General features: G+C 46.0%; 13 protein-coding genes. 10 read left to right on the top strand and 3 right to left on the bottom strand.

Translation table 11 applies throughout. From position 1 onward, the window contains the following. Positions 1-64 precede the first annotated feature (64 nt). From NQ518_RS03870 to NQ518_RS03860, 3 genes are read right to left on the bottom strand one after another with little or no spacing between them, the layout of a single operon-like run. The gene (locus NQ518_RS03870; RefSeq protein WP_227960817.1) at positions 65-2,947 is read right to left on the bottom strand and encodes a PD-(D/E)XK nuclease family protein; all 2,883 of its coding nucleotides are present in this window, start codon (positions 2,945-2,947) and stop codon (positions 65-67) included. Next, the gene (locus NQ518_RS03865) at positions 2,944-6,192 is read right to left on the bottom strand and encodes a UvrD-helicase domain-containing protein (RefSeq protein WP_227960819.1); all 3,249 of its coding nucleotides are present in this window, start codon (positions 6,190-6,192) and stop codon (positions 2,944-2,946) included. Before NQ518_RS03865 ends, NQ518_RS03870 begins: the two co-directional genes overlap by 4 nt. Before the next feature lie 10 nt (positions 6,193-6,202). Continuing rightward, entirely contained in the window at positions 6,203-8,263 is a 2,061-nt protein-coding gene (locus NQ518_RS03860; protein WP_227960821.1) for a DUF5686 family protein, read from the bottom strand. A gap of 800 nt (positions 8,264-9,063) precedes the next feature. On the opposite strand from NQ518_RS03860, the gene NQ518_RS03855 reads away from it, so the two are divergent. The 10 genes from NQ518_RS03855 (at position 9,064) to NQ518_RS03810 (ending at position 20,998) form a co-directional block, all read left to right on the top strand. Beyond that, positions 9,064-10,059, top strand: coding sequence for an AAA family ATPase (locus tag NQ518_RS03855; protein ID WP_227960822.1), 996 nt, complete (start codon positions 9,064-9,066; stop codon positions 10,057-10,059). 83 nt (positions 10,060-10,142) lie between these two features. Continuing rightward, the gene (locus NQ518_RS03850) at positions 10,143-11,033 is read left to right on the top strand and encodes a DUF58 domain-containing protein (protein WP_227960824.1); all 891 of its coding nucleotides are present in this window, start codon (positions 10,143-10,145) and stop codon (positions 11,031-11,033) included. Between the two features lie 55 nt (positions 11,034-11,088). Beyond that, positions 11,089-12,171 carry a hypothetical protein gene (locus tag NQ518_RS03845; protein ID WP_227960826.1) on the top strand — a complete coding sequence of 361 codons (1,083 nt, stop codon included), beginning with the start codon at positions 11,089-11,091 and terminating at the stop codon, positions 12,169-12,171. Positions 12,172-12,208: 37 nt separating this feature from the next. Continuing rightward, positions 12,209-13,207 carry a vWA domain-containing protein gene (locus NQ518_RS03840; protein ID WP_227960827.1) on the top strand — a complete coding sequence of 333 codons (999 nt, stop codon included), beginning with the start codon at positions 12,209-12,211 and terminating at the stop codon, positions 13,205-13,207. A gap of 90 nt (positions 13,208-13,297) precedes the next feature. After that, positions 13,298-14,335, top strand: a complete 1,038-nt coding sequence (locus NQ518_RS03835; RefSeq protein ID WP_227960829.1) for a VWA domain-containing protein — start codon at positions 13,298-13,300, stop codon at positions 14,333-14,335. After that, the gene (locus NQ518_RS03830) at positions 14,332-15,024 is read left to right on the top strand and encodes a tetratricopeptide repeat protein (RefSeq protein ID WP_227960831.1); all 693 of its coding nucleotides are present in this window, start codon (positions 14,332-14,334) and stop codon (positions 15,022-15,024) included. Before NQ518_RS03835 ends, NQ518_RS03830 begins: the two co-directional genes overlap by 4 nt. Before the next feature lie 19 nt (positions 15,025-15,043). Next, the gene (locus NQ518_RS03825; protein WP_227960833.1) at positions 15,044-17,656 is read left to right on the top strand and encodes a BatD family protein; all 2,613 of its coding nucleotides are present in this window, start codon (positions 15,044-15,046) and stop codon (positions 17,654-17,656) included. Positions 17,657-17,682: 26 nt separating this feature from the next. Continuing rightward, positions 17,683-18,381 carry a phosphatase PAP2 family protein gene (locus NQ518_RS03820; protein ID WP_227960835.1) on the top strand — a complete coding sequence of 233 codons (699 nt, stop codon included), beginning with the start codon at positions 17,683-17,685 and terminating at the stop codon, positions 18,379-18,381. A gap of 22 nt (positions 18,382-18,403) precedes the next feature. Next, positions 18,404-19,702 carry an S-adenosylmethionine:tRNA ribosyltransferase-isomerase gene (locus NQ518_RS03815; protein ID WP_227960837.1) on the top strand — a complete coding sequence of 433 codons (1,299 nt, stop codon included), beginning with the start codon at positions 18,404-18,406 and terminating at the stop codon, positions 19,700-19,702. Positions 19,703-19,825: 123 nt separating this feature from the next. Next, a complete protein-coding gene (locus NQ518_RS03810; protein WP_227960838.1) occupies positions 19,826-20,998 on the top strand; it encodes a DUF2027 domain-containing protein in 1,173 nt (390 codons plus the stop codon). The last annotated feature ends 32 nt before the right edge of the window (positions 20,999-21,030 follow it).

Below are 21,030 nucleotides of genomic sequence, written 5' to 3'. Positions count from 1 at the left end.
CGCATCTGAAGTGGGTGTATCACTTTAGGCTTGCCGCACCCCAATTTATCGACTTACGGAGTTGCTAACCTTTCGACGTTGCTGGTACGTTACGGTCGCAAAGCTGGCGATAGGCACAATAGGTGCATCGTTTCAGTTCGCTGGTGGGTGCGAAGGGGATGGATGGATTGTAGATTTCGCTCAGTAATTGCTGCAAATTTTCCTTGAATTTCGCATCATGCTCCCCAATGTCCAGCACCTTTTCTTTCTCTAAAAGCAGTGTCGGATCGTAGTCTTCACCAGCGGTTTGTTGGATAAAGAGCAGTGCCGGACTTACTGGTAGCTGTGCAGGATTGAGCTGGGGATGGTGCTTGACGATAGAAGCGTATAAGAAGGTTTGTAGATAATAGTCCTTGTGCTTTTCTGAAAGCTTTTCATCGGTAAAGATGTCATCCACGTCAACGGGCGTCGATGTCATGGATTTGCCTGTTTTGTAGTCGATGACCCGTATGCGATGCGTGCCGTCGGGATTGACAATCTCGTCCAATCGGTCGATGTAACCACCGATGGACAATGAGTGGGAGCCTTGCGCTGTCTCGAAAGTGAGGGTAGAACTAACCTTCTCTTCCAACGACTTGATGACGAAGGGTGCCAGCTTTTCATCAATTTGCAGCAAGCGGTTGAGGTAGTCGATGATGACCCTTCGGTTGATGAGTTGCAGACCATTGTACTCGGGTCGGTAGCCCTTGTTGCTTACGTTGAACAATTCTTCGTTAAAAGCTTGGTCTACAAACTGTTCTATGCGCTTTCCTTTCGTCCGTAAGTCATGGATGTCGCTGGCTTGTATGCGTTGGTTTTTCACCTTCAGATGGGTATAAATCAGTTCTGCGCTGCGGTGAAAAATGTTGCCGAACATGCGGTTGTCAACGGCATCCTCAGCCTCTGGCTCCTTCAATCCTGCGAGGATGTTGTAATAAAATTGCAACGGACATCGCAGATAGCGGTTGATGGCGGTGGGAGAGAGCTGCTCCAGCTGGTTCAAAACCTGCATCACCTGTTCGCTTTTCTCAATCACTTCCGGCCCATGCGTCTCCATGCTTTGCCCGCACTGCATGGAGTATCGTTGGATGGAGTGCCCATTTTCTACCATCATCTGCAACATGAACCTGCTCATTTCGCCCGTGTGACTAATCTCGGTTGAATTGTTATAGGTAAGCGTCACGTCGGTGGCTCGCTGTATCAAGCGGTGAAAATGGTAGGCATAGATGGCCACTTTGTGCTTCACCGTGGTGAGTCCGTATGCTTCACGCAAGGCATGTGGGATGAAAGACGTGTCGCTCACCCCTTTTGGCATGTTGCCCTCGTTGCACGACAGCACAAGCAGATGGTCGAAATCGAGGTTGCGTGTTTCCAATACGCCCATCACCTGGATGCCTTCCGCGGGCTCGCCGTGGAACGGGATGTTGGTGGCTTGAATGAGTTGGGCCATGAGGCGTTCGAAGGTGGTGAGGTTAATGGTGAGGTCGCCGGCTGCGATTAGGTCTGACAGTCGGTTGATTAAGGTGTACATTCTGAACACCGATTCCTGGAAAAAAGCGTCTTCGTTGTCTCTTCCTTGCTGTCCTATCCGTTTGAGGATATTGAGTATCCATTTGGTAAGCAAGCAGTTGGTTGGGTCGTCATCTATGTCTGTGAACAGAAGGGACAGGCCGTCGTCCATGGAAAGCTCGCTGCGGGTTGGAAAGTAATGCTTCTCGGTTTCGAGATGTGTTAGCAATGTTTGGTGATTCTCTGAAATATACTGGGCGTACGGATGTCTTAACACACGCTTGACGGCTGCCAATCGGTATTTGTCAGTGTTGAGGATGTGGCCGGAGGTTTGCAGCATCAGCAGGACGTTGATGAGTGATGCCACCGGCGATTGTGCCAACGGATACCCCGTTGTGATGTTGATTTTTCCCGCTTCTGGTGGGATGCAGTGGATTACCGTTTGCAAGAGCTGCTCGTCGCACATCACGATGGCGGTGTTCTTGCCAGCGTCAATGCGATCTTTCTCACGCAGCCAAGTGGTGATGTAGCGGGCTTGCATGTTCTCAGTGGGAGCCGATAGGTAGGTGATGTCTTTCGGTTGTGTGAACTGTTTGTATAGCTCGTCCGACTGGTTGTCCAGCTCATTCGGGAACACATCCAGGTATTGACGGATGAAATGGCCGGCCTCTTGCTTGCCGTCTGTCAGGTAATAGCGGTCGAAGTCCCAATAAAACATGGCCTTACCCATGTCTTTCAGTCGTTTGAAGAGGGCTTGTTCTACTTTTTGCAGCACGTTGAAGCCCACGAAGACATATTGTTCGTATTCAAATTCGATGTCCTCATTCTGTGCCACTTGTCGATAGAGAGCGCCTTCGTAGGCGATTCCCTGAACTGACAGGCGCTGGTTGAAATCGTGATAGATGTCCTTGAAATGGCTCCACAGATTGAGAAATCGACGCTTGAGTTCGGTATCGTGATCTTCATCAAAGCTCTTGAAAAACGCTTGGAGTATCTTTTTTTGCTCCTCAGACAGGTAAGAAACGTCATCAAACTCGTGTATGTCTCGAAGATTGGCAAACACTTTGTCGGCATCAACCATGTTCTTGTCAATGTCATCAAAGTCGGAGAGCAACAGTTGGCCCCATCCATAGAACTTGTCAAGCGTTTCATCACTTCCGGTACATGCATTGAATGATTTGTGCAAATCACAGATTAATTTGATGGAATCGCCGACGGTAAAGGGGGAATGCCGACGAAACAAGTCGCTGATGGTGATGTAGAACGGACTCCAGATGGGGCGGTCTGACAGGCATGCCAGCTGCTCGTTCATGAAAAGCGACGCGCGCTTGTTGGGAAAAACGACCGCCACGCGGGATAAATCCTGCCCGAACTTGGCAATCAAGTCTTGGGCTACATATTTTAAAAAGCTGTTTTTCATATCACTTCTTCAATCTTGTTGCTATAAACATACCATAGGTATCCTGTCACATGGGCATGACCCATCTGGGTCAACAATTGCATGTATTGCCAGACTTGATTGATATGTTGGGGCTTTGGTTGCCCAAACTTGAAGTCAACTACAATCATCTGTTGTCCGTCGGTCATCACCCTGTCTGGGCGATGGGTCATCACTTCTCCTGTCGTAGGATTGACATGCAAGATGCTGCACTCGTTAAATAGTTTCCATTTGCCTGAGAACCAGCTTGCAACCTTGGGATGATTGAGTCGCTTGTTCAACATCTCTTGCAGTTTTTCTCGGGTCACAATGTCATCGTATAATACGCCATCAAATTCTAATTGCTTCAATACAGCTTCCACATCGTCAGCGGTTTTGATTTGAGAAAACAGCTGATGGAGGATGTTTCCCAGTTGGATGTAGCTGGATTGTCTGTCATCTGGCTCCTCATCTTGATTGACAAACTCTTTGCTCTGGTTGCTTTGTCTGAATTCAACCATGTTGTCAAAACTCTCTATTTCTATCTTAAGCGTCTTGACAGGCTGCTGAAAGATGTTTTCGGAAGCCCTCTTTGTTTCGTCTTTAGGCGTGGATAGCGTTCCAAACTCCAGGCTGATGGTGTCCTTCTTATCATCTATGTCGCCCGTGAGAATGCTCCCCGACAGTGCTTTGTGCATCTCTTCCACACTTTCTTCAATTACCTTCGATCGCCTGCCGGCACTCTTTCGCTGGCCAAGGATGTAGAGACTCTTGCCTGCTCTGGTCAAAGCGACGTAGAGTAGGTTGAGGTTGTCAACCATGTTTTGCAGATGCTCGTGCTGATAATCGGGTTCGAAGAAAGTGTTTGTCATGCTTTTCTCCGAGAAATCTATTGGTATGAGCGGCAGTTGACAGAATGGTTCAGCATCCGTTTTGCACCATAATGTGTACCTTCTTTCAAGCTGCCAGTCACAGAAAGGAATGATGACATGGTCGAATTCCAGTCCCTTACTCTTGTGAATGGTCAGTATTCTGATGCCATCAAAGCCATCACTTTGAATGGTTTTGTCATGCAATGTCTCGTTCCACTGCTCCAGAAAGTTGTCCAATCCAGTGATGTTGTCAGTCAAATATTGATTCAGCAAGTCATAAAACTCGCAGATGTACGCGCTTTGATCCTTTAGTGTGTCGAGTTGAAAGATAGCAAACAAACGTTCAACCAAATCGATTGGTGGTAAGGTTAGTAATGAATCGGCCTGTTGTGTGAATTCTTTCGGAAGCCAATCCGTAACGTCTTTCCCTTGAATGAATAAGTCGTTGTCGTCCAGTTTGTTGTTAAGTATTCGCTTTTGATATACTTTTGATAGATTAGCCAAGGCGATTTTGTCTTCCGGATGCAATAGACAATGCATGGCATCTATCAACAGATTGACCGCAATGGATGAGTCCAATCGGAAGGCTTCGTCAGATACCAGGCGTATTTCCGGCATGCTTTCCATCAGTGCATCAGCGATGGTGGGTATCTCTTTGTTGTTGCGAACCAGGATGGCGATATCTTTTTGCCGTACTCCTTTCCCCATCAGCGTGGTGATGATTTGTGCGATTTCACTCACCATCAGGTTATCATAGTCTTCTTTTGGAAAGAGTTTGATGTTGGCAAAGCCTGTCCTGCTCTTCTCATCAGGCGCTTTTTGGCACACGTCCTCGTACGCTTTCTTTACTTGTTCGGCTTCTTCAGGGTTGTCTGTGGCCAGTGCTTCATACTCTTTTCGTGCGACAATCGTGAAAAATGTGTTGTTGAAATGAATGATGTTCTTCTCCGATCGACGGTTTACGTCAAGTTTAAGGGTTTCGAGTAGGTGCCCTTGTGATGGAAATTCCTGCTCAATGTTGTTCAACAGTCGCCAATCACCAGAGCGGAACCGATAGATGCTTTGTTTGACATCGCCCACGATGAGACCGGTACCATCAGCGTGACTGATGACTTCTTTCAATAGAATCTTGAAGTTTTGCCATTGGATGGTGCTGGTATCTTGAAACTCATCAATCATGATGTGTTTGAGTTGTGTGCCTATCTTTTCAAATATAAAGGGCGAGTCGCTGTCCTCAATAAGCTTGTTGAGCAACAACTGTGTGTCACTGAGTAAGAAGCTGTTCGAGTCGGCATTCAGCTCTCTTACCTTTTTCTCAATGCTGCCGAGCAGTCTTAGCTGGTTGAGATGTCGCAAGATGAGTGTTGCTGTGCGGAAAGGAACGAGTAGTTGTCTTCGTCTTTGTTCTGTGGTGTTCAACAAGTTGGTGAGCTCTGTAGCCAACATCATCAACCCCTCATCTTTTTGATCGCCCTTTCTCAACCACTCTTCCGGTGCATCCGCAGCTTTCTGTGCCGTGGCGTTGAACAGCTTGTCGTCGTCATATTTACCTGAACTGAGCTTGATGAAGTAGCCTGCGGGTCCTTTTTTCCCTCCCTTGAGATCATCGATGGAAGCCTGATGTCGGTCGAGTGTTTCGTTGAAGGCTTCCCCCATTTTACTGAATTCTGCTGATGCTCGATCTCGGATGTTTCTCAATTGTTTGGTGTATTGCACAAAGAAGTTGTCTTGACTCAGTACGCTTTCCAGCTCATCGCGATGCGCTTTATACACATCCTTAAAGATGTTCGAGCCAAAATCCTTGATTTCTCCGATGACATTCCATGACTTGTCGTCAGAGATGTTTTGCCGGATGTATTCGTATATCCATCTCAAGAGTTTGTCGTTTGGCTGCAATTCTTCAATCAACTCATCTACTGCCTTCTCTTTCACTTGCTTATCTCTCAGCTCAATTCTTAGATTTGCCGTGAGATCAAGTTCCCTTGCCAGGTTTCTCAACACGCTTTGAAAGAAAGCATCTATGGTCTCTACCCTAAAATAATTGTAATTGTGCAACAACTGTCCCAATGCCTTTTGCGCTCGTTCACGGATTTTAGTGCTAGGAAAGGGGATGGATTCTTGTATCTTGTGTAAATAACTATCAGAGTCGGGCAAGCCATGAGCGATGCCATATAACTGGCTCAAAATGCGCATCTTCATTTCTTCCGTTGCCTTGTTGGTAAAGGTAACAGCCAAGATGGAACGGTAGGCGTCTGGGTTCTCAATGACCCGCTTCATGTACTCAGTGGCCAGTGTGAAGGTTTTGCCGCTTCCCGCACTTGCTTTATACACCGTGAGCGATGGTTGTTGGTCTGAAAAGTTGTTCGTTGCAGTCATGTTTTGAGTTTTACCATTGTCTGAATAGTTCGAAACCAAACTTGAATCCAAAGTTCCTGTACTTGCCGTTGATGGTCGAAACAAACGCCCCAACAGAGGCAAGGCGGGTCTTGAAGGCATAACCCAGTTCGATGTAAGGATGGGCCTGCTTTGCGTGTAAAGCACTGAAATATAGTCTTTCTCGCTCTATGAAATGTCCCGCGAGTGGCACCCAGGCAAGTATTAAGAAAGGTGACTCGTATGTGAAGTTGGCTCTCGCATAATAATGAGATGAGTTATACAGGTCTGAATCCAGCAGTTCGAACTCGCCTGACCAATCGTCTATCCATCCATCGGGGAGGAACGTCTGTCTGAAGTTCTCAAAATCCACAAAGTAATCATTGCTGGAGCGATGGGAATAAAAACCGCCTCCCAAGCGCATGGACAGGCTCTGCACGTTCCACAAGGGCAAGATGTACTGACCGTCAAATTCCCAACGCGTGTACGGCACGTTGGTGTTCGCCAACTTATTGAGGCTTTGTTCGTAGCTGGCGGTCAGGGTAGGACCCGCATATCCCCAGGGTCTATACTGCACTTGCAACTTTGGGGCGAGAGAAGAATACATCCTAGGCTTGTTGATGAGGACGAATCCCTCTTTGTGTACGGCGGAACGGTGGTGGAGAATCAAGCCGGCTTGGAAACCAATGTGTTTGGACAGGTCATAATTGGCAAAGCAATCCCAATAAGTATCTTTGAACTCATCCAATTGCATACCCTCCCAAATGGGATTGTTGTCGGTGGCCAAGTTCAGCTCGTTTACCAGTCTTCTGTTTTTGATACGGCGACCACCGGATAGGGTAGTTTTCAGGTATGCGTTGTGTTGTTTGTCAAAATAATAGATGAGTGGCGTCCAAAAATAAAACTGTTTGAGTTTGAAAGAATAACCGGCCTTGAACTGAAGCCAAAGGTCACTGTTGTTCGTAAACTTGTATCCGCCGCGAATATTAAACTTATAATAAAATCCTTGGTTGTTGCTGTATCCCATGAAGAGCGGGTTCAAGATGGGGTTGATTCTAAAGTATCCCTGTTGGTCTGGCCCGAATTTTTGATTGATATGCGTCAGCACATTTTCCCCAATCATGTCCCACAAAATGGTTTTCAGCTTCATCCGTCTGCTGAATGTCGGAAGTGTGTCAAGCTTTGTAGTGTCCTTCTCGGCAGCTTCTCTTGCCTTCACTATCCTGCCATAAATCAGTTTTTCATACGAGGTGAGCGGCTCTGGTCTCAACTGTTTCATCTTGTTCATATCATGGTCGTCCTCCATGTGGTCATCAACAGGTTTGGGCAGATTGTAAGCCATGGTGTAATGAGCTTTGATGTCATTGCCCAGAAACAGGAAACGAGCATCCAAGTTGCATTTCTCCGGGCGTATAGCTTGCATGATACCGCTACCCATTTTGATGAAAAGCCTGAATTGTATCATGTCGTATTCACCCGCCAGCCTCACTTGTATGATGCGGCCGTCATGGGGCGTTACGATGGCTACCCCGTTAACCAGCAGCGTGTTTTTCAGCTTGGGCTTGAACCTAAGTCGGATAACACTGTCAGATTCTTGCTCAAAGCTGTATTTGTAATATATTTTGTTCTGTTTGTTGAAAGGTGAAAGAATGTTTTCACCAATCATGGTCACGTCATATATGTTGGGCGTGAGATAGCTCATCAAGGTTGGCATGGCAACGTGTCGGTGGGGAATGGTGGACAGTGACAGCAGCTTTTTTGTAGTAAAGTCGCCAGAAGGCAGTAACGACACTTCGTTGAAACTTTCTTGTACATATTCCCGTCTGCCACCATGGGCCACCGCATACATGGTAGGTACGGCCATGAGGAATACATTGCGCTTGTTCACACGCAACGAAGACTTGATGTAAGCATAGCTGGTGGTGTCGGCAACTCGCCTAATCTCGATGTTTTGTGGGTAGCTGAAAACACGGTGCAACAAAGTGTCGAGTTTACTTTTTGCAGACCATACTTCCTGTGGCAATGCGAGGCTGGGAAGTATCAACATCACTACTTTCAACAATGCTGTTCTCACCAAGGACAAAGGTACGATAACCCTGGCAAAAAAACGAACAATTGGTTAATTTCTTATCGGCATATTTCATTCATGTGCTGATGGCAGAAATTCCATGCGAGTGATTGCAAATGGTGGATGTCACCCTTCTACTTGCGTTTGTGCAGGACCATCCATAGTTGACAGCTTTGCCGTTTTCATCTTTCATCTATCTTCGTTATTTCTGCCAACCTAGAAAACTTGGACGCACAATGGTATTGTGAAAATTGTCCTAAAAAATGACAATAAATTTGCTGTTGCAAAATGTTGAACTAGAAAAAAATGATAGGCATTCGGGATGCACAGAAGGAGTAAATCATCAAGTTTTATGTTGTCTGGGTGTAAAAGCATGGAGTTGTTCTTGTAAAGTGTATGAGTTTGCTCTTTAATAAGCATGCGTTTGGTGCGAAAAAGATATCGTATAACAGCACTAAAGTACCTTTTTAGCAGTGTAAACGAGCGATAAATCGCCTTGAAAATCACTATGAAAATCGTAAAGTTGTGACAACTAATGTATTGCGTTTTTCGCTCATTTTTGCGATATTTTCATCTTTGGACGTCTTCATGGAAAATACGCGAAGCACAGCGCATCATTTGTTAAGAAAAATTTAACAAATTCATTACCGAACATCATCATCCCCCTGCGAGGCATGAAGGCCAAAAGTTCTTAAAATATTGAAATATAGTGGTAAAATAAATATAAAATGGTAGACAACTTTCGCTTCTGTGTCATTATTGTTGTATTTTTGCGTTCAGTTTAAAAATTGAATAACAACACAATTATGGCAGAAGCTATTGATATTCGTGAGTTAAACATGCGGATAGAACAACAGAGCGGTTTTGTGACCGACCTTGTTCGAGGTATGGATCAAGTCATCATCGGTCAGAAACATTTGGTTGATTCTTTATTGATTTCCTTGCTCAGCGATGGACACATCTTGTTGGAAGGTGTTCCTGGATTGGCCAAGACACTGGCCATCAAAACGCTGGCCCAATTGATAGAAGCAGACTACAGTCGAATTCAGTTTACACCCGACTTGTTGCCTGCCGACGTGATTGGTACCCTGATTTATTCGCAGAAGGAAGAGAAGTTTCAAGTGAAAAAGGGTCCGGTGTTCGCCAACTTCGTCTTGGCAGATGAGATTAACCGAGCACCAGCAAAGGTGCAGAGTGCTTTGCTGGAAGCCATGCAGGAACACCAGGTGACCATTGGTGAAAACACCTTTAAGTTACCTAATCCGTTCCTGGTGATGGCCACGCAGAACCCCATTGAGCAAGAAGGTACTTATGAACTCCCCGAAGCTCAGGTAGACCGTTTCATGCTGAAGGTGGTCATTGATTATCCTACCTTGGAAGAGGAGAAACTCATCATCCGTGAGAATCTTCAAGGTGCCATGCCGCAGGTCACGCCCGTGACCACTGCGGAGGAAATTCTCAAGGCTCGTACCATTGTCAACGAAGTGTATATCGACGAAAAAATTGAACAGTATATCGCTGACATCGTTTTTGCTACCCGATATCCCGAGCGTTATCAACTGCTTGAACTGAAAGACATGATTACGTTCGGCGGTTCGCCGCGCGCCTCCATTAACCTGGCCAAGGCTGCCCGCGCATACGCTTTCATCAAACATCGCGGATACGTTGTTCCTGAAGATGTGAGAGCGGTGGCACACGACGTGCTGCGTCATCGCATCGGATTGTCGTACGAGGCAGAAGCCAGCAACATGACATCAGAGGAAATCGTGTCGAAAATCATCAACAAGATAGAAGTGCCCTAGAGCGGGACGAGGAACAACTTGCACAGACAGTCGCGTCTGATGAGAAACAACCCTGAAGGGCATGGTTCTACTGGATGAAGAATATGGATACAAGTGAAATCTTAAAAAAGGTAAGGAAAATTGAGATCAAGACTCGCGGACTGAGTCAGAATATCTTTGCAGGGCAGTATCATACTGCCTTCAAAGGGCATGGTATGGCTTTCTCGGAAGTGAGAGAATACCAGTTTGGGGATGATGTCCGTGATATTGATTGGAATGTCACCGCCCGCTTTAACCGTCCCTACATCAAGGTGTTTGAAGAGGAACGTGAGCTCACGGTGATGCTGCTCATCGACGTTTCCGGCTCTTTGGATTTTGGAACTAAGAAGCAAACCAAAAGAGAGATGGCCACTGAGATTGCTGCCACACTTGCCTTTAGCGCCATACAGAACAATGACAAGATTGGTGTAATCTTCTTTTCAGACAGAATAGAGAAATATATCCCGCCCAAGAAAGGACGCAAACATATTCTCTACATCATACGCGAGATGTTGGATTTTGAGCCAGAGAGCAAGAAGACTGATGTTGCCATGGCCATAGAATACCTCACGCGAATGATGAAACGACGCTGCACGGCCTGCGTGTTAAGCGACTTCTACATCCGTCACGATGCCAAAGAATACGATCGCTTCGAGCATGCCATGAATATTGCAAACCATAAACACGACATGGTTGCCGTGCAAATATACGACCCACGTGCCAAAAACCTGCCAAACATTGGCCTGATGAAAATATGTGACGCAGAGACGGGGCATGAGATGATAATAGATACCTCGTCGGCCAAACTGCGCCGCGCCCATACGGCTTATTGGATGGAACGCAATGCCCAACTCAAGCAAACGTTTGCCAAAAGTGGGGTAGATTGGACGAGTGTGGCAACGGACGAAGACTATGTGAAGGCCATGATGCGACTTTTCGCACAGCGTGGCGTTTAATAAGCTTGTCTGTGGTGGGCGAACCATCTATCTGGTGTGTAAATACCATATAAGAATGAATGTAAACATAAAATATATCGTTGGTATCTTGCTTTGCCTTTTGTGCAAAACAAGCTTGTCTGCCCAAACGGCCGTCGAACAAAAGATTGATTCGGTTGGCATCTTCATTGGGCAGCAGGCTCACATGACCATTGACGTGACGGCTCATGAGCGTGCCAAGATTCAATTTCCATCCCTCAAACCCTCGCAATATTTAGTTCCGGGAGTAGAAATCATAGATGTTTCGGATGCCGATACAATGGCATTGGACAATCACTTTGTGAAGGTGTCTAAGAAATACACCATCACCTCGTTTGATGAAAAATTGTATGCCATTCCCGGACAAAAAGTAAAGGTTGATGGAAAGGAATATGTGGGTGGCACCTTGGCGTTGAAGGTGGTTACCATGGATGTGGACACGCTGCATCCCAACCAGTTTTTCCCACCAAAGGACGTGCAGGATAATCCTTTCCTGTGGAGTGAATGGAGTCCCATCTTTTGGATGAGCGTCCTCATGTTAGTACTCTGTATCACAGGATTTTATCTCTACCTCAGACTCAAGAACAACAAGCCCATCATTACCCGAATTAAAATCGTCAAGAAGATACCTCCTCACCAGAAAGCCCTTACGGCTATCGAGAAGCTGAAAGTGGAGAAGATGACTACTTCAACCGATCAGAAGACTTACTATACCGAGCTGACTGACACGTTGAGAAAGTACATCGAGGAACGTTTCGGCTTTAACGCCATGGAGATGACCACCACTGAAATCATCTACCATTTGCAGCAAAACGGTGACCGCAAGATGATGGACGAGTTGAAGGGACTGTTCGAAACGGCCGATTTGGTGAAATTCGCCAAGCACGAGGCACTTATCAATGAAAATGACATGAACCTTGTCAATGCCATCAATTTCATTGATCAGACAAAGATAGAGGGCCAGCCTACCGAAGAACGCATCGTTCCTAAACTTGATGAGAGTGACAGGCGTAAGCAAAAAAACAGAATGACAATCAAGACCCTACTCGCGGTCATAGGCATCGGTGTGCTGGGCCTGCTGGTTTATGTCATTTATCATGTGTATCTCCTGGTGATTTGATTGGGAGCGGATGTGATGTCATTAAAATGAATGAAACGTGGAATTTGTAAATAAAGAATATTTTCTACTGCTGTTGCTGCTCATTCCCTATGTGGTATGGTACTTCCTTTATCGCAAGAAGAGTGAGCCAACCATGCGAATGAGCGATACGCATGCTTATCTGTTCGCACCCAAAAGCTGGCGAATGCGGCTGATTCATCTGCCTATGGTGCTTCGGTGCGTCACCTTCATCCTGGTGGTGTGCGTGCTGGCTCGGCCACAAACGCGCAACTCTTGGGATCAGCGTTCTGTCGAAGGTATTGATATCATGCTGGCCATGGACGTTTCTACGTCTATGTTGGCAGAGGACTTGAGGCCCAATAGATTGGAAGCGGCCAAGAATGTTGCTGCCGAATTTATTTCTGGCAGGCCCAATGACAACATCGGACTGACGATATTTGCTGGTGAATCGTTCACCCAATGCCCCATGACAACCGATCATGCCTCGCTCTTGAACCTGTTGCGAAATGTTCGTACTGACATCGCTGCGCGTGGATTGATTTCTGATGGTACGGCCGTGGGAATGGGATTGGCAAATGCTGTTTCACGTTTGAAAGACTCCAAGGCCAAGAGTAAAGTGGTGATTCTCATCACCGATGGTAGCAACAACATGGGTGACATCTCGCCGATGACCAGTGCACAGATTGCTCAGAGCTTGGGCATCAGGGTGTATACCATTGGCGTAGGAACCAACAAGGTGGCTCCTTATCCCATGAATGTGGGCGGGACGACACAATATGTGAACATTCCGGTGGAGATAGATTCAAAGACCTTGAGTGACATCGCCGCTGTGACGGAAGGCAACTTCTACAGGGCAACCAATAACAAGGAATTGAAACAGATTTACAACGATATAGACAAGTTGGAGAAAACCAAGATGGAAGTCAAGAAATTCTCCAAGCGTTATGAAGCTTTTCAGCCATTCGCTTTAGCGGCCATCATCAGCTTGCTGTTGGAACTGCTGCTGAGAAATACGGTTTTGCGTCGTATTCCTTAAAGGTTTTATGGCGCAACTCGTCAAACTTGTTCGCGTGAAAAACGTACGACGGCTGTATAAGTTGTATAATATGTTGAATACGGAAAGTATATGGTAAGATTTGAAGACCCGATATATCTTTGGCTATTAGTCCTGATTCCACTATTGGCATTGGTTCGTTTTATGGGCTATCGCCGAAGAAGACAGAAATTAAAGAAGTTTGGTGACCCCGAACTCTTGAAGTTGCAGATGGCCGATACCTCGAAGTATCGTCCGTCTGTCAAGTTCTGGTTGTTGCAGGCTGCACTGGCTTTGCTTATCATCATGTTTGCACGGCCACAGATGGGGTCGAAGATATCCAACGAGAAACGCAGAGGCATAGAAACCATCATCGCCTTGGATATATCAAACTCCATGATGGCAGAAGACGTGGTTCCGTCGAGATTGGCCAAGAGTAAGCTGATGGTAGAAAACTTGGTGGACAACTTTACCAACGACAAAATAGGGCTTGTGGTGTTTGCCGGAGAGGCCTTTGTGCAACTGCCCATTACGAGTGATTACGTTAGTGCGAAGATGTTTCTGCAGAATGCTGATCCCTCACTCATCACCACCCAAGGCACTAATATAGCACAGGCCATCCGCTTGTCCATGAGCAGCTTCACGCAACAAGATAAAGTGGGGCGTGCCATCATCTTGATTACCGACGGTGAAGACCATGAAGGCGAGGCGTTGGAGGCTGCTGAAGAAGCTCGGAAGAAAGGCATCAACGTATATATATTAGGTGTAGGTGAAACCAAAGGCGCTCCCATTCCAACACCAGATGGCGGCTATATGACTGATGATAGGGGACAAACCGTCATGACAGCCTTGAACGAGAAGATGTGTCAAGAAGTGGCTAAGGCTGGTGAAGGAACCTACATACACGTTGACAACACGAGCGATGCGCAGAAGCAATTGAATGACGAGCTGGCCAAACTGCAGAAAGGTGAAACCAACAGTGTCATTTATAGTGAATATGACGAGCAGTTTCAGGCTTTTGCCATTCTGGCTCTCCTGTTGTTGATACTTGAAATATGCATATTGGAAAGCAAAAATCCAATGCTGAGTAAGGTTCGGCTGTTCAAAAAAAAGGAGAATAGAGAAGGATGAATAATACATTAATCAGATATATGCTGGGCTTGTTTGTCATGGCTTTGTGTGCGACAAACGTGTATGCGCAGAGTGACCGGCAGTTTATTCGCTCGGGCAACAAGCTGTATCGGTCGCAAAATTACGCCAAGGCAGAAGCTGAATATCGTAAAGCCATTGCACAAAATGGTCAAAATCCACAAGCTTTGTACAATCTTGGATGTGCGCTGATGATGCAGCAGAAAGATTCTGCGGCGATTGTGCAATATGAAAATGCGGGGAAGTTGGAGAACAGTAAATCCAGAAAGGCGAAGATATTTCATAACATTGGGGTGATTTGTCAGAATCATCAAATGTATGGAGAGGCGATTGAAGCCTATAAAGAGAGTCTTCGTAACAATCCGGATGACAACGAGACGCGCTACAACCTGGCTCTTTGCAAACGCCAACAGAAGAATCAAAAGCAGAATGGTGGCGAGCAAAAGAAGAAAGACGATCAGAATGGTAAGGATAAACAGAAGAAAGATGATCAGCAGCAAAAGCAACAGGATCAGCAACAACAGCAAAAGAACAAGCCGAAAGATCGGATGAGTAAGGAGAATGCGGAGCAACTCTTAAATGCAGCCACGCAGCAAGAAAAGGCCACACAGCAACGCATGAAGAAAGCCATGCGGCAGTCGGGCAAGAAGAAGCTGAAGAAGAATTGGTAAACCACACGTGATTAAAAGGATGAATAAGAAAAGGATGAAGCTATATCTCAATTATATATTTATCACCATACTCATTGGTGCGTTATGCCCACTGGTTGGCAACGCACAATCCATCACCGTGTCGGTGCCATCTCATGTGTCAGTAGGAGAGAACTTCAGGCTGTCGTACACCATCAACACACAAGAGGTAGATGATTTCAGAGCTGGTAACATCCCAGATGCTATCGAGGTGATTGCCGGACCGTACACATCCAGCCAGTCGAGCTTTCAAATGGTCAACGGTCATACCAGTAGTTCGTCATCCATCACTTACACCTATACGTTGTATGCCTCAAAGAACGGTACTTACACCATACCGCCTGCAAGAGCACGCATCAACGGAAAGACCATTACGTCGAGAGCGGCGAAAGTGACTGTGTCAGGTACCGCACGACAGAACAATGGTGCGCCTCAGATGCACGATGATTATGCTGGAGAGGCACAAATGAGAAAGGCTGGGAGCAAGATATCGGGTAACGATTTGTTCATCAAGGTGAGTGCCAACAAGCGAAGAGTGCATGAACAGGAACCTATCCTGCTGACCTATAAAGTATATACGCTCGTTGATTTGACACAACTGGAGGGTAAGATGCCCGACTTGACAGGCTTTCACACGCAGGAAATCAAGTTGCCACAGCAGAAAAACTTCCATGTAGAAAAGGTCAATGGGAAAAACTATCGCTGTGTTACGTGGAGCCAGTATGTCATGTATCCGCAAGTAACGGGAAAATTAGAGATACCAAGCATCACCTTCAAAGGTATCGTTGTCCAACAGAATAGGGCCGTCGATCCCTTTGAAGCGTTCTTCAACGGAGGCTCTGGTTATGTGGAAGTAAAACGCAACATCGTGGCACCGGGGCTGACGGTGCAGGTAGACCCATTGCCAAAGCGTCCATCAGATTTCTCTGGTGGGGTGGGAAAATTCAACCTTTCAGCTTCAGTCAATCACACGGAAGTGAAGGCGGGCGAACCCATATCCCTGCGTGTTGTCGTGGGAGGCGTAGGTAATCTGAAACTGATTAAACAGCCAGACGTTGCATTCCCCAAAGACTTTGACAAGTATGATGCGAAGATAACGGATAAAACTAAATTGACGGCAAATGGTGTTGAAGGCAACATGATTTATGACATACTGGCGGTTCCCAGAAATCAGGGACAGTATGACATACCTCCCATTGCGTTTACTTATTACGACACAGGCCTGAATGCCTACAAAACCATCAAGACACAGGCTTTCAAGATCAACGTGAAGAAGGGTGATGGCAAAGGCTCTTCGCTGGCTGACTATCGACAGGAGAAGGCTAACGACATCAGAGGACTCAAACTGCAAAATGTGAGAATGCACCGTGTGGATGAGTTCTTCTTTGGCTCTCCGCAATATTGGGTGAGTTTGTTGGTGCCGCTGTTGGCATTTATCATCTTGTTAGTTGTGTTCCGCAAACGTGCTTTAGACCATGCAGACATTGTGAAAATGCGTGGTAAGAAAGCCAACAAAGTGGCGACCAAGCGACTGAAGAAAGCCAGAAACCTCATGGAACAGAATAAACAAGCCGAGTTCTATGATGAAGTGTTGCATGCCTTGTGGGGATATGTCAGTGATAAATTGAACATGCCGGTCGAACAGCTGTCACGTGAGAATATCGCTGACAATTTGCAACGGCAGGCTGTTGATAACAAAACTATTGATACATTTATCTCGGCACTGGATGAATGTGAGTTTGAAAGATATGCCCCTGGCGATCCATCGGGTAATATGAATAAGACGATTGACTCAGCCATGACCGCGATTATGGAAATAGAAAATGTGATGAAAACGAGCTCAAAACATAAAAACAATTCGGCAGTGCGTGGCAAAACATTCCTGTTGTGTGTGTTGACGGTGTTCGTTTCACTTTCAGCTTCGGGCATCACCAAGGAGAACGCCGATACCGAATATAAACGAGGCAATTATCAGCAGGCTATCAAGGATTATGAGGAATTGCTCAAAAAAGGCGTCAATGCTGACTTGTACTATAATTTGGGTAACGCATACTATCGTACAGATAACATCACCCAGGCCATCCTTGCCTACGAACGTGCGCTGATGCTGTCTCCGGGTGACGATGACATTCGTTTCAATTTGCAGTTTGCCAGCTCAAAAACCATTGACAAAATTACCCCAGAGAGTGAAATGTTCTTCGTTACTTGGTATCACTCATTGGTCAATTTTACAAGTGTTGACAACTGGGCTGTCATGGCAATTGCGTCCATTGTATTGGTGTTGTTGCTAGTACTCATGTTTCTCTTTGGTCCCAACGTAATGTTGCGAAAGATTGGCTTTTATGGCGGATGCTTGTTCTTTATCCTCTTTGTTTTCTGTAACTTCTTTGCTTATCAGCAGAAGTATAATCTTCAGAACAGGAAGGCAGCCATCGTCATTGCTCCTTCCGTCACGGTCAAGAAGACACCAGCTAATGGTAGTGCAGACGAGTTTGTCATCCATGAGGGCACCAAGGTGGACATTACAGACAAAGGACTCAACGATTGGCGTGGCATCCGCCTGGCTGATGGGCGAGAAGGGTGGTTGCGAACCCGTCAGATAGAAGAAATATAATACATTATTAATACAGCATTCTGAAGTTGAATATACAAGCATTAACCGACCTGGATCATCAACTGCTGTTTGCACTGAACGGTTCTGACTCATTGTTTCTGGATGGAATGATGATGACCTTAACCTCCAGTGTGACGTGGATTCCTCTGTATGTCGCCTTGATTTATCTTGTTATCAAGAACAATGAGACGATGACACAGATATTTCTCGTCATTGGTTTTGCCGCCTTGTGCTTGCTCCTTTCATCGGGAATGGCCGATGCCTTCATCAAACCTTTGGTGGGTAGGATTCGTCCTTGTAACGATCTGATGCTGAAATACCAAATCGACGTGGTTGACCAATATCGTCCGCGGACTTTTAGTTTCTTTTCAGGTCATGCGTCCAACACGTTTTCTATTGCCCTGTTTCTCTGTCTGTTAGTCAGGAGTAGTTTGTTCAGCTTCTTTATGATCTCATGGTCTCTGCTCAATGCCTACACCAGACTGTACTTAGGTGTGCATTATCCAAGTGACGTACTGGTGGGATTCGCTTGGGCAACCGTCGTTGGATTCAGTACCTATTGGATGTATTGTCGGGTGAATCGAAAGCTCTCGGCCAATACGAATTACATCTCGAGTCAGTACACCCAAACGGGGTATAACTATAAGGACGTTCATCTTGTTATCTTAGTGATGTCTGTATCTTACATGTATGCTATATTTAGAGGATTAGTGTTGTTTACTTAATGAAGGTAAGAACAAAGAAATAATGGATACAAAACATATACATATTAGTGATTATCAGTACGATTTGCCCGACGATCGTATTGCAAAATTTCCTATAGCGCAGCGCGATCACAGTAAACTGCTTTTGTACAATCAAGGCAAAGTGGGCGAGGATGTGTTCTATCACCTGAAGAATCATCTCCCACAGGGAGCTTTGATGATTTTCAACAACACCAAAGTCATCCAGGCGCGAATGTACTTTATGAAGAGTACAGGCGCCAGGATAGAGGTGTTCTTGATGGAACCAGCTGCTCCAACTGATTACGAACAGATTTTCCAGACAAGGGGTCACTGTGCGTGGTACTGCATGATTGGCAATTTGAAGAAATGGAAAGAAGGGGCTCTTACTCGTTCTTACGAAATAAAGGGTCGCAGTCTTACGCTGACCATAACCAAGAAAAGTCAGCATAAAGAGGATCAGGCAGAGGGAAATCTACTGCTGTCCGCACCTGCTACTCACCATTGGGTTGAGTTTGATTGGGATGCAGAAGATATTAGTTTTTCCGAAATATTAGAAGATATGGGCGAGCTGCCCATTCCTCCTTACCTCAATCGGGAGACACAAGAGAGCGACAAGACCACTTATCAGACCGTGTATTCCAAGATAAAAGGGTCGGTGGCAGCTCCAACGGCAGGTCTTCATTTTACCAACGATGTGCTCAAGTCGTTAGACGAGCATGGCATCGACAGAGAAGAGGTAACCCTTCACGTCGGAGCCGGAACGTTTAAACCCGTGAAGAGTCAAGAGATAGAAGACCATGACATGCACACCGAGTATATCTGCGTACATCAACAAACATTGGAGAAACTGTTGCGACACGATGCAAGTGCCATCGCAGTGGGTACAACCAGTGTGCGGACATTGGAAAGTTTGTATTACATGGGCGTGTATTTGTCGGTACATCCCGATGCCTCAGAAGCCGAGTTACATGTCAATCAATGGGCTCCTTACGAGAGAATGCGAGAGGATGGAACGACGGAACAGTTGGATGGGGGATTGATAGACGGTATCACGCCCATGCAAGCGATACAAAACGTTCTCAACTATCTCAAGCGAAATCAATTAGGAGCCTTGCACAGCTCAACTCAAATCATCATCGCACCAGGCTATGAATACAAAATTGTGAAGATGTTGATTACCAACTTCCATCAGCCACAGAGCACGCTGTTGCTGCTGGTCAGCGCATTCGTTCATGGCGACTGGCGTAAGATTTACGACTATGCGCTGGCACACGATTTCCGCTTTCTCAGCTATGGAGACAGCAGTCTGCTGATTCCTTAATCGAGTTTACCACTCGATGTCACGTCGGATGATAACAGACTAAGTGTTGAACGGCCATGTGCTGGACACGTTTGGCAGGGCAAGTAGAAATAAACATGTTGGATATTTACATTTTTTTATAAGATGAAGATAGGTGATAAAGTAAGTTTTCTCAGTGAGTCTGGCGGTGGTATCATCGCAGGATTCCAAGGAAAAAACATCGTATTGGTAGAGGATGAAGATGGTTTTCAGATTCCTACTCCCATCAATGAAGTAGTGCTTGTTCGGGAAGATGACTATAGCACCAGCAAAGTTGTGAGTTCTCTTTCACCGAAACCTACTTCTGTGAAGCAGGCCATCAGCCATGCTGAAATGGATGAGGAGGAGGAAGATATAGAGCAAGACCCGGCTGACAAGGAGATTACCTTCCGTGCTCCGGTAGAAGAGCGTAAGGGTGGCAATCAACTTAGTTGCTATCTTGCCTTTGTACCATTGGATATCAAGGAGGTGACCCATACGAGATTCGAATGTTATTTCGTGAACGACAGCAACTATTATGTTCGATTCACTTACCTTGCTGCAGAAGGACAGAGCTGGACGTTGAAGGCTACACAGGAAGTAGAGCCTAATACAAAAGAGTTTATCGAGGAGTTTGGGCGTGAGGATTTAAATGAATTGGGTCGGGTAGCCATCCAACTGATTGCCTACAAGCGTGAGAAACCATTCATCTTGAAGCCAACAGTGGATATGCAGTTCAGGGTTGATCCAGTGAAATTCTACAAGCTTCACACCTTCGAAGAGAACGACTTCTTTGAGCAGCCAGCCTTGCTGTACACCATCATCGAAAAGGATAAAACCGCACGACCGTTGGTTGTAGACCCTACAGCTTTAAAGGCCGAGATGTATCAAAAGGCTGAACAAGATCACACCAAAGTTGCATCGTCGGAAAAAGCAAAGGCCGACACGTACATGAGTCGGTACGATGACAAGCGCCGAAAAGGAAATCCTTTTGTGATGAAGCATCGGGGTGATGACAATCTTCTGGTGGTTGACCTGCATGCCAATGAGTTGTTGGACTCTACTGCGGGCATGAGTGCCACGGATATTCTGAATTACCAATTGAAGAAGTTTCGTGACACTATAGCTGAGTATGCTAATAAGAAGGGGCAAAAAATCATCTTCATCCATGGTAAAGGTGAGGGTGTGCTGAGGCGAGCGCTCATCAATGACCTGAATTATCGCTACAAGAAATATCCATATCAGGACGCAAGTTTCCAGGAATATGGTTACGGAGCGACGCAGGTGACGATTAAATAAGGAGGGGTAAACAGGAGTTACGAGGGGAGTCA

Source organism: Hoylesella buccalis ATCC 35310, assembly GCF_025151385.1.
Taxonomy (GTDB): Bacteria; Bacteroidota; Bacteroidia; order Bacteroidales; family Bacteroidaceae; genus Prevotella; species Prevotella buccalis.
The sequence above is the reverse complement of the archived record's forward strand: the minus strand, read 5'-3'. Positions and strand labels throughout refer to the sequence as shown.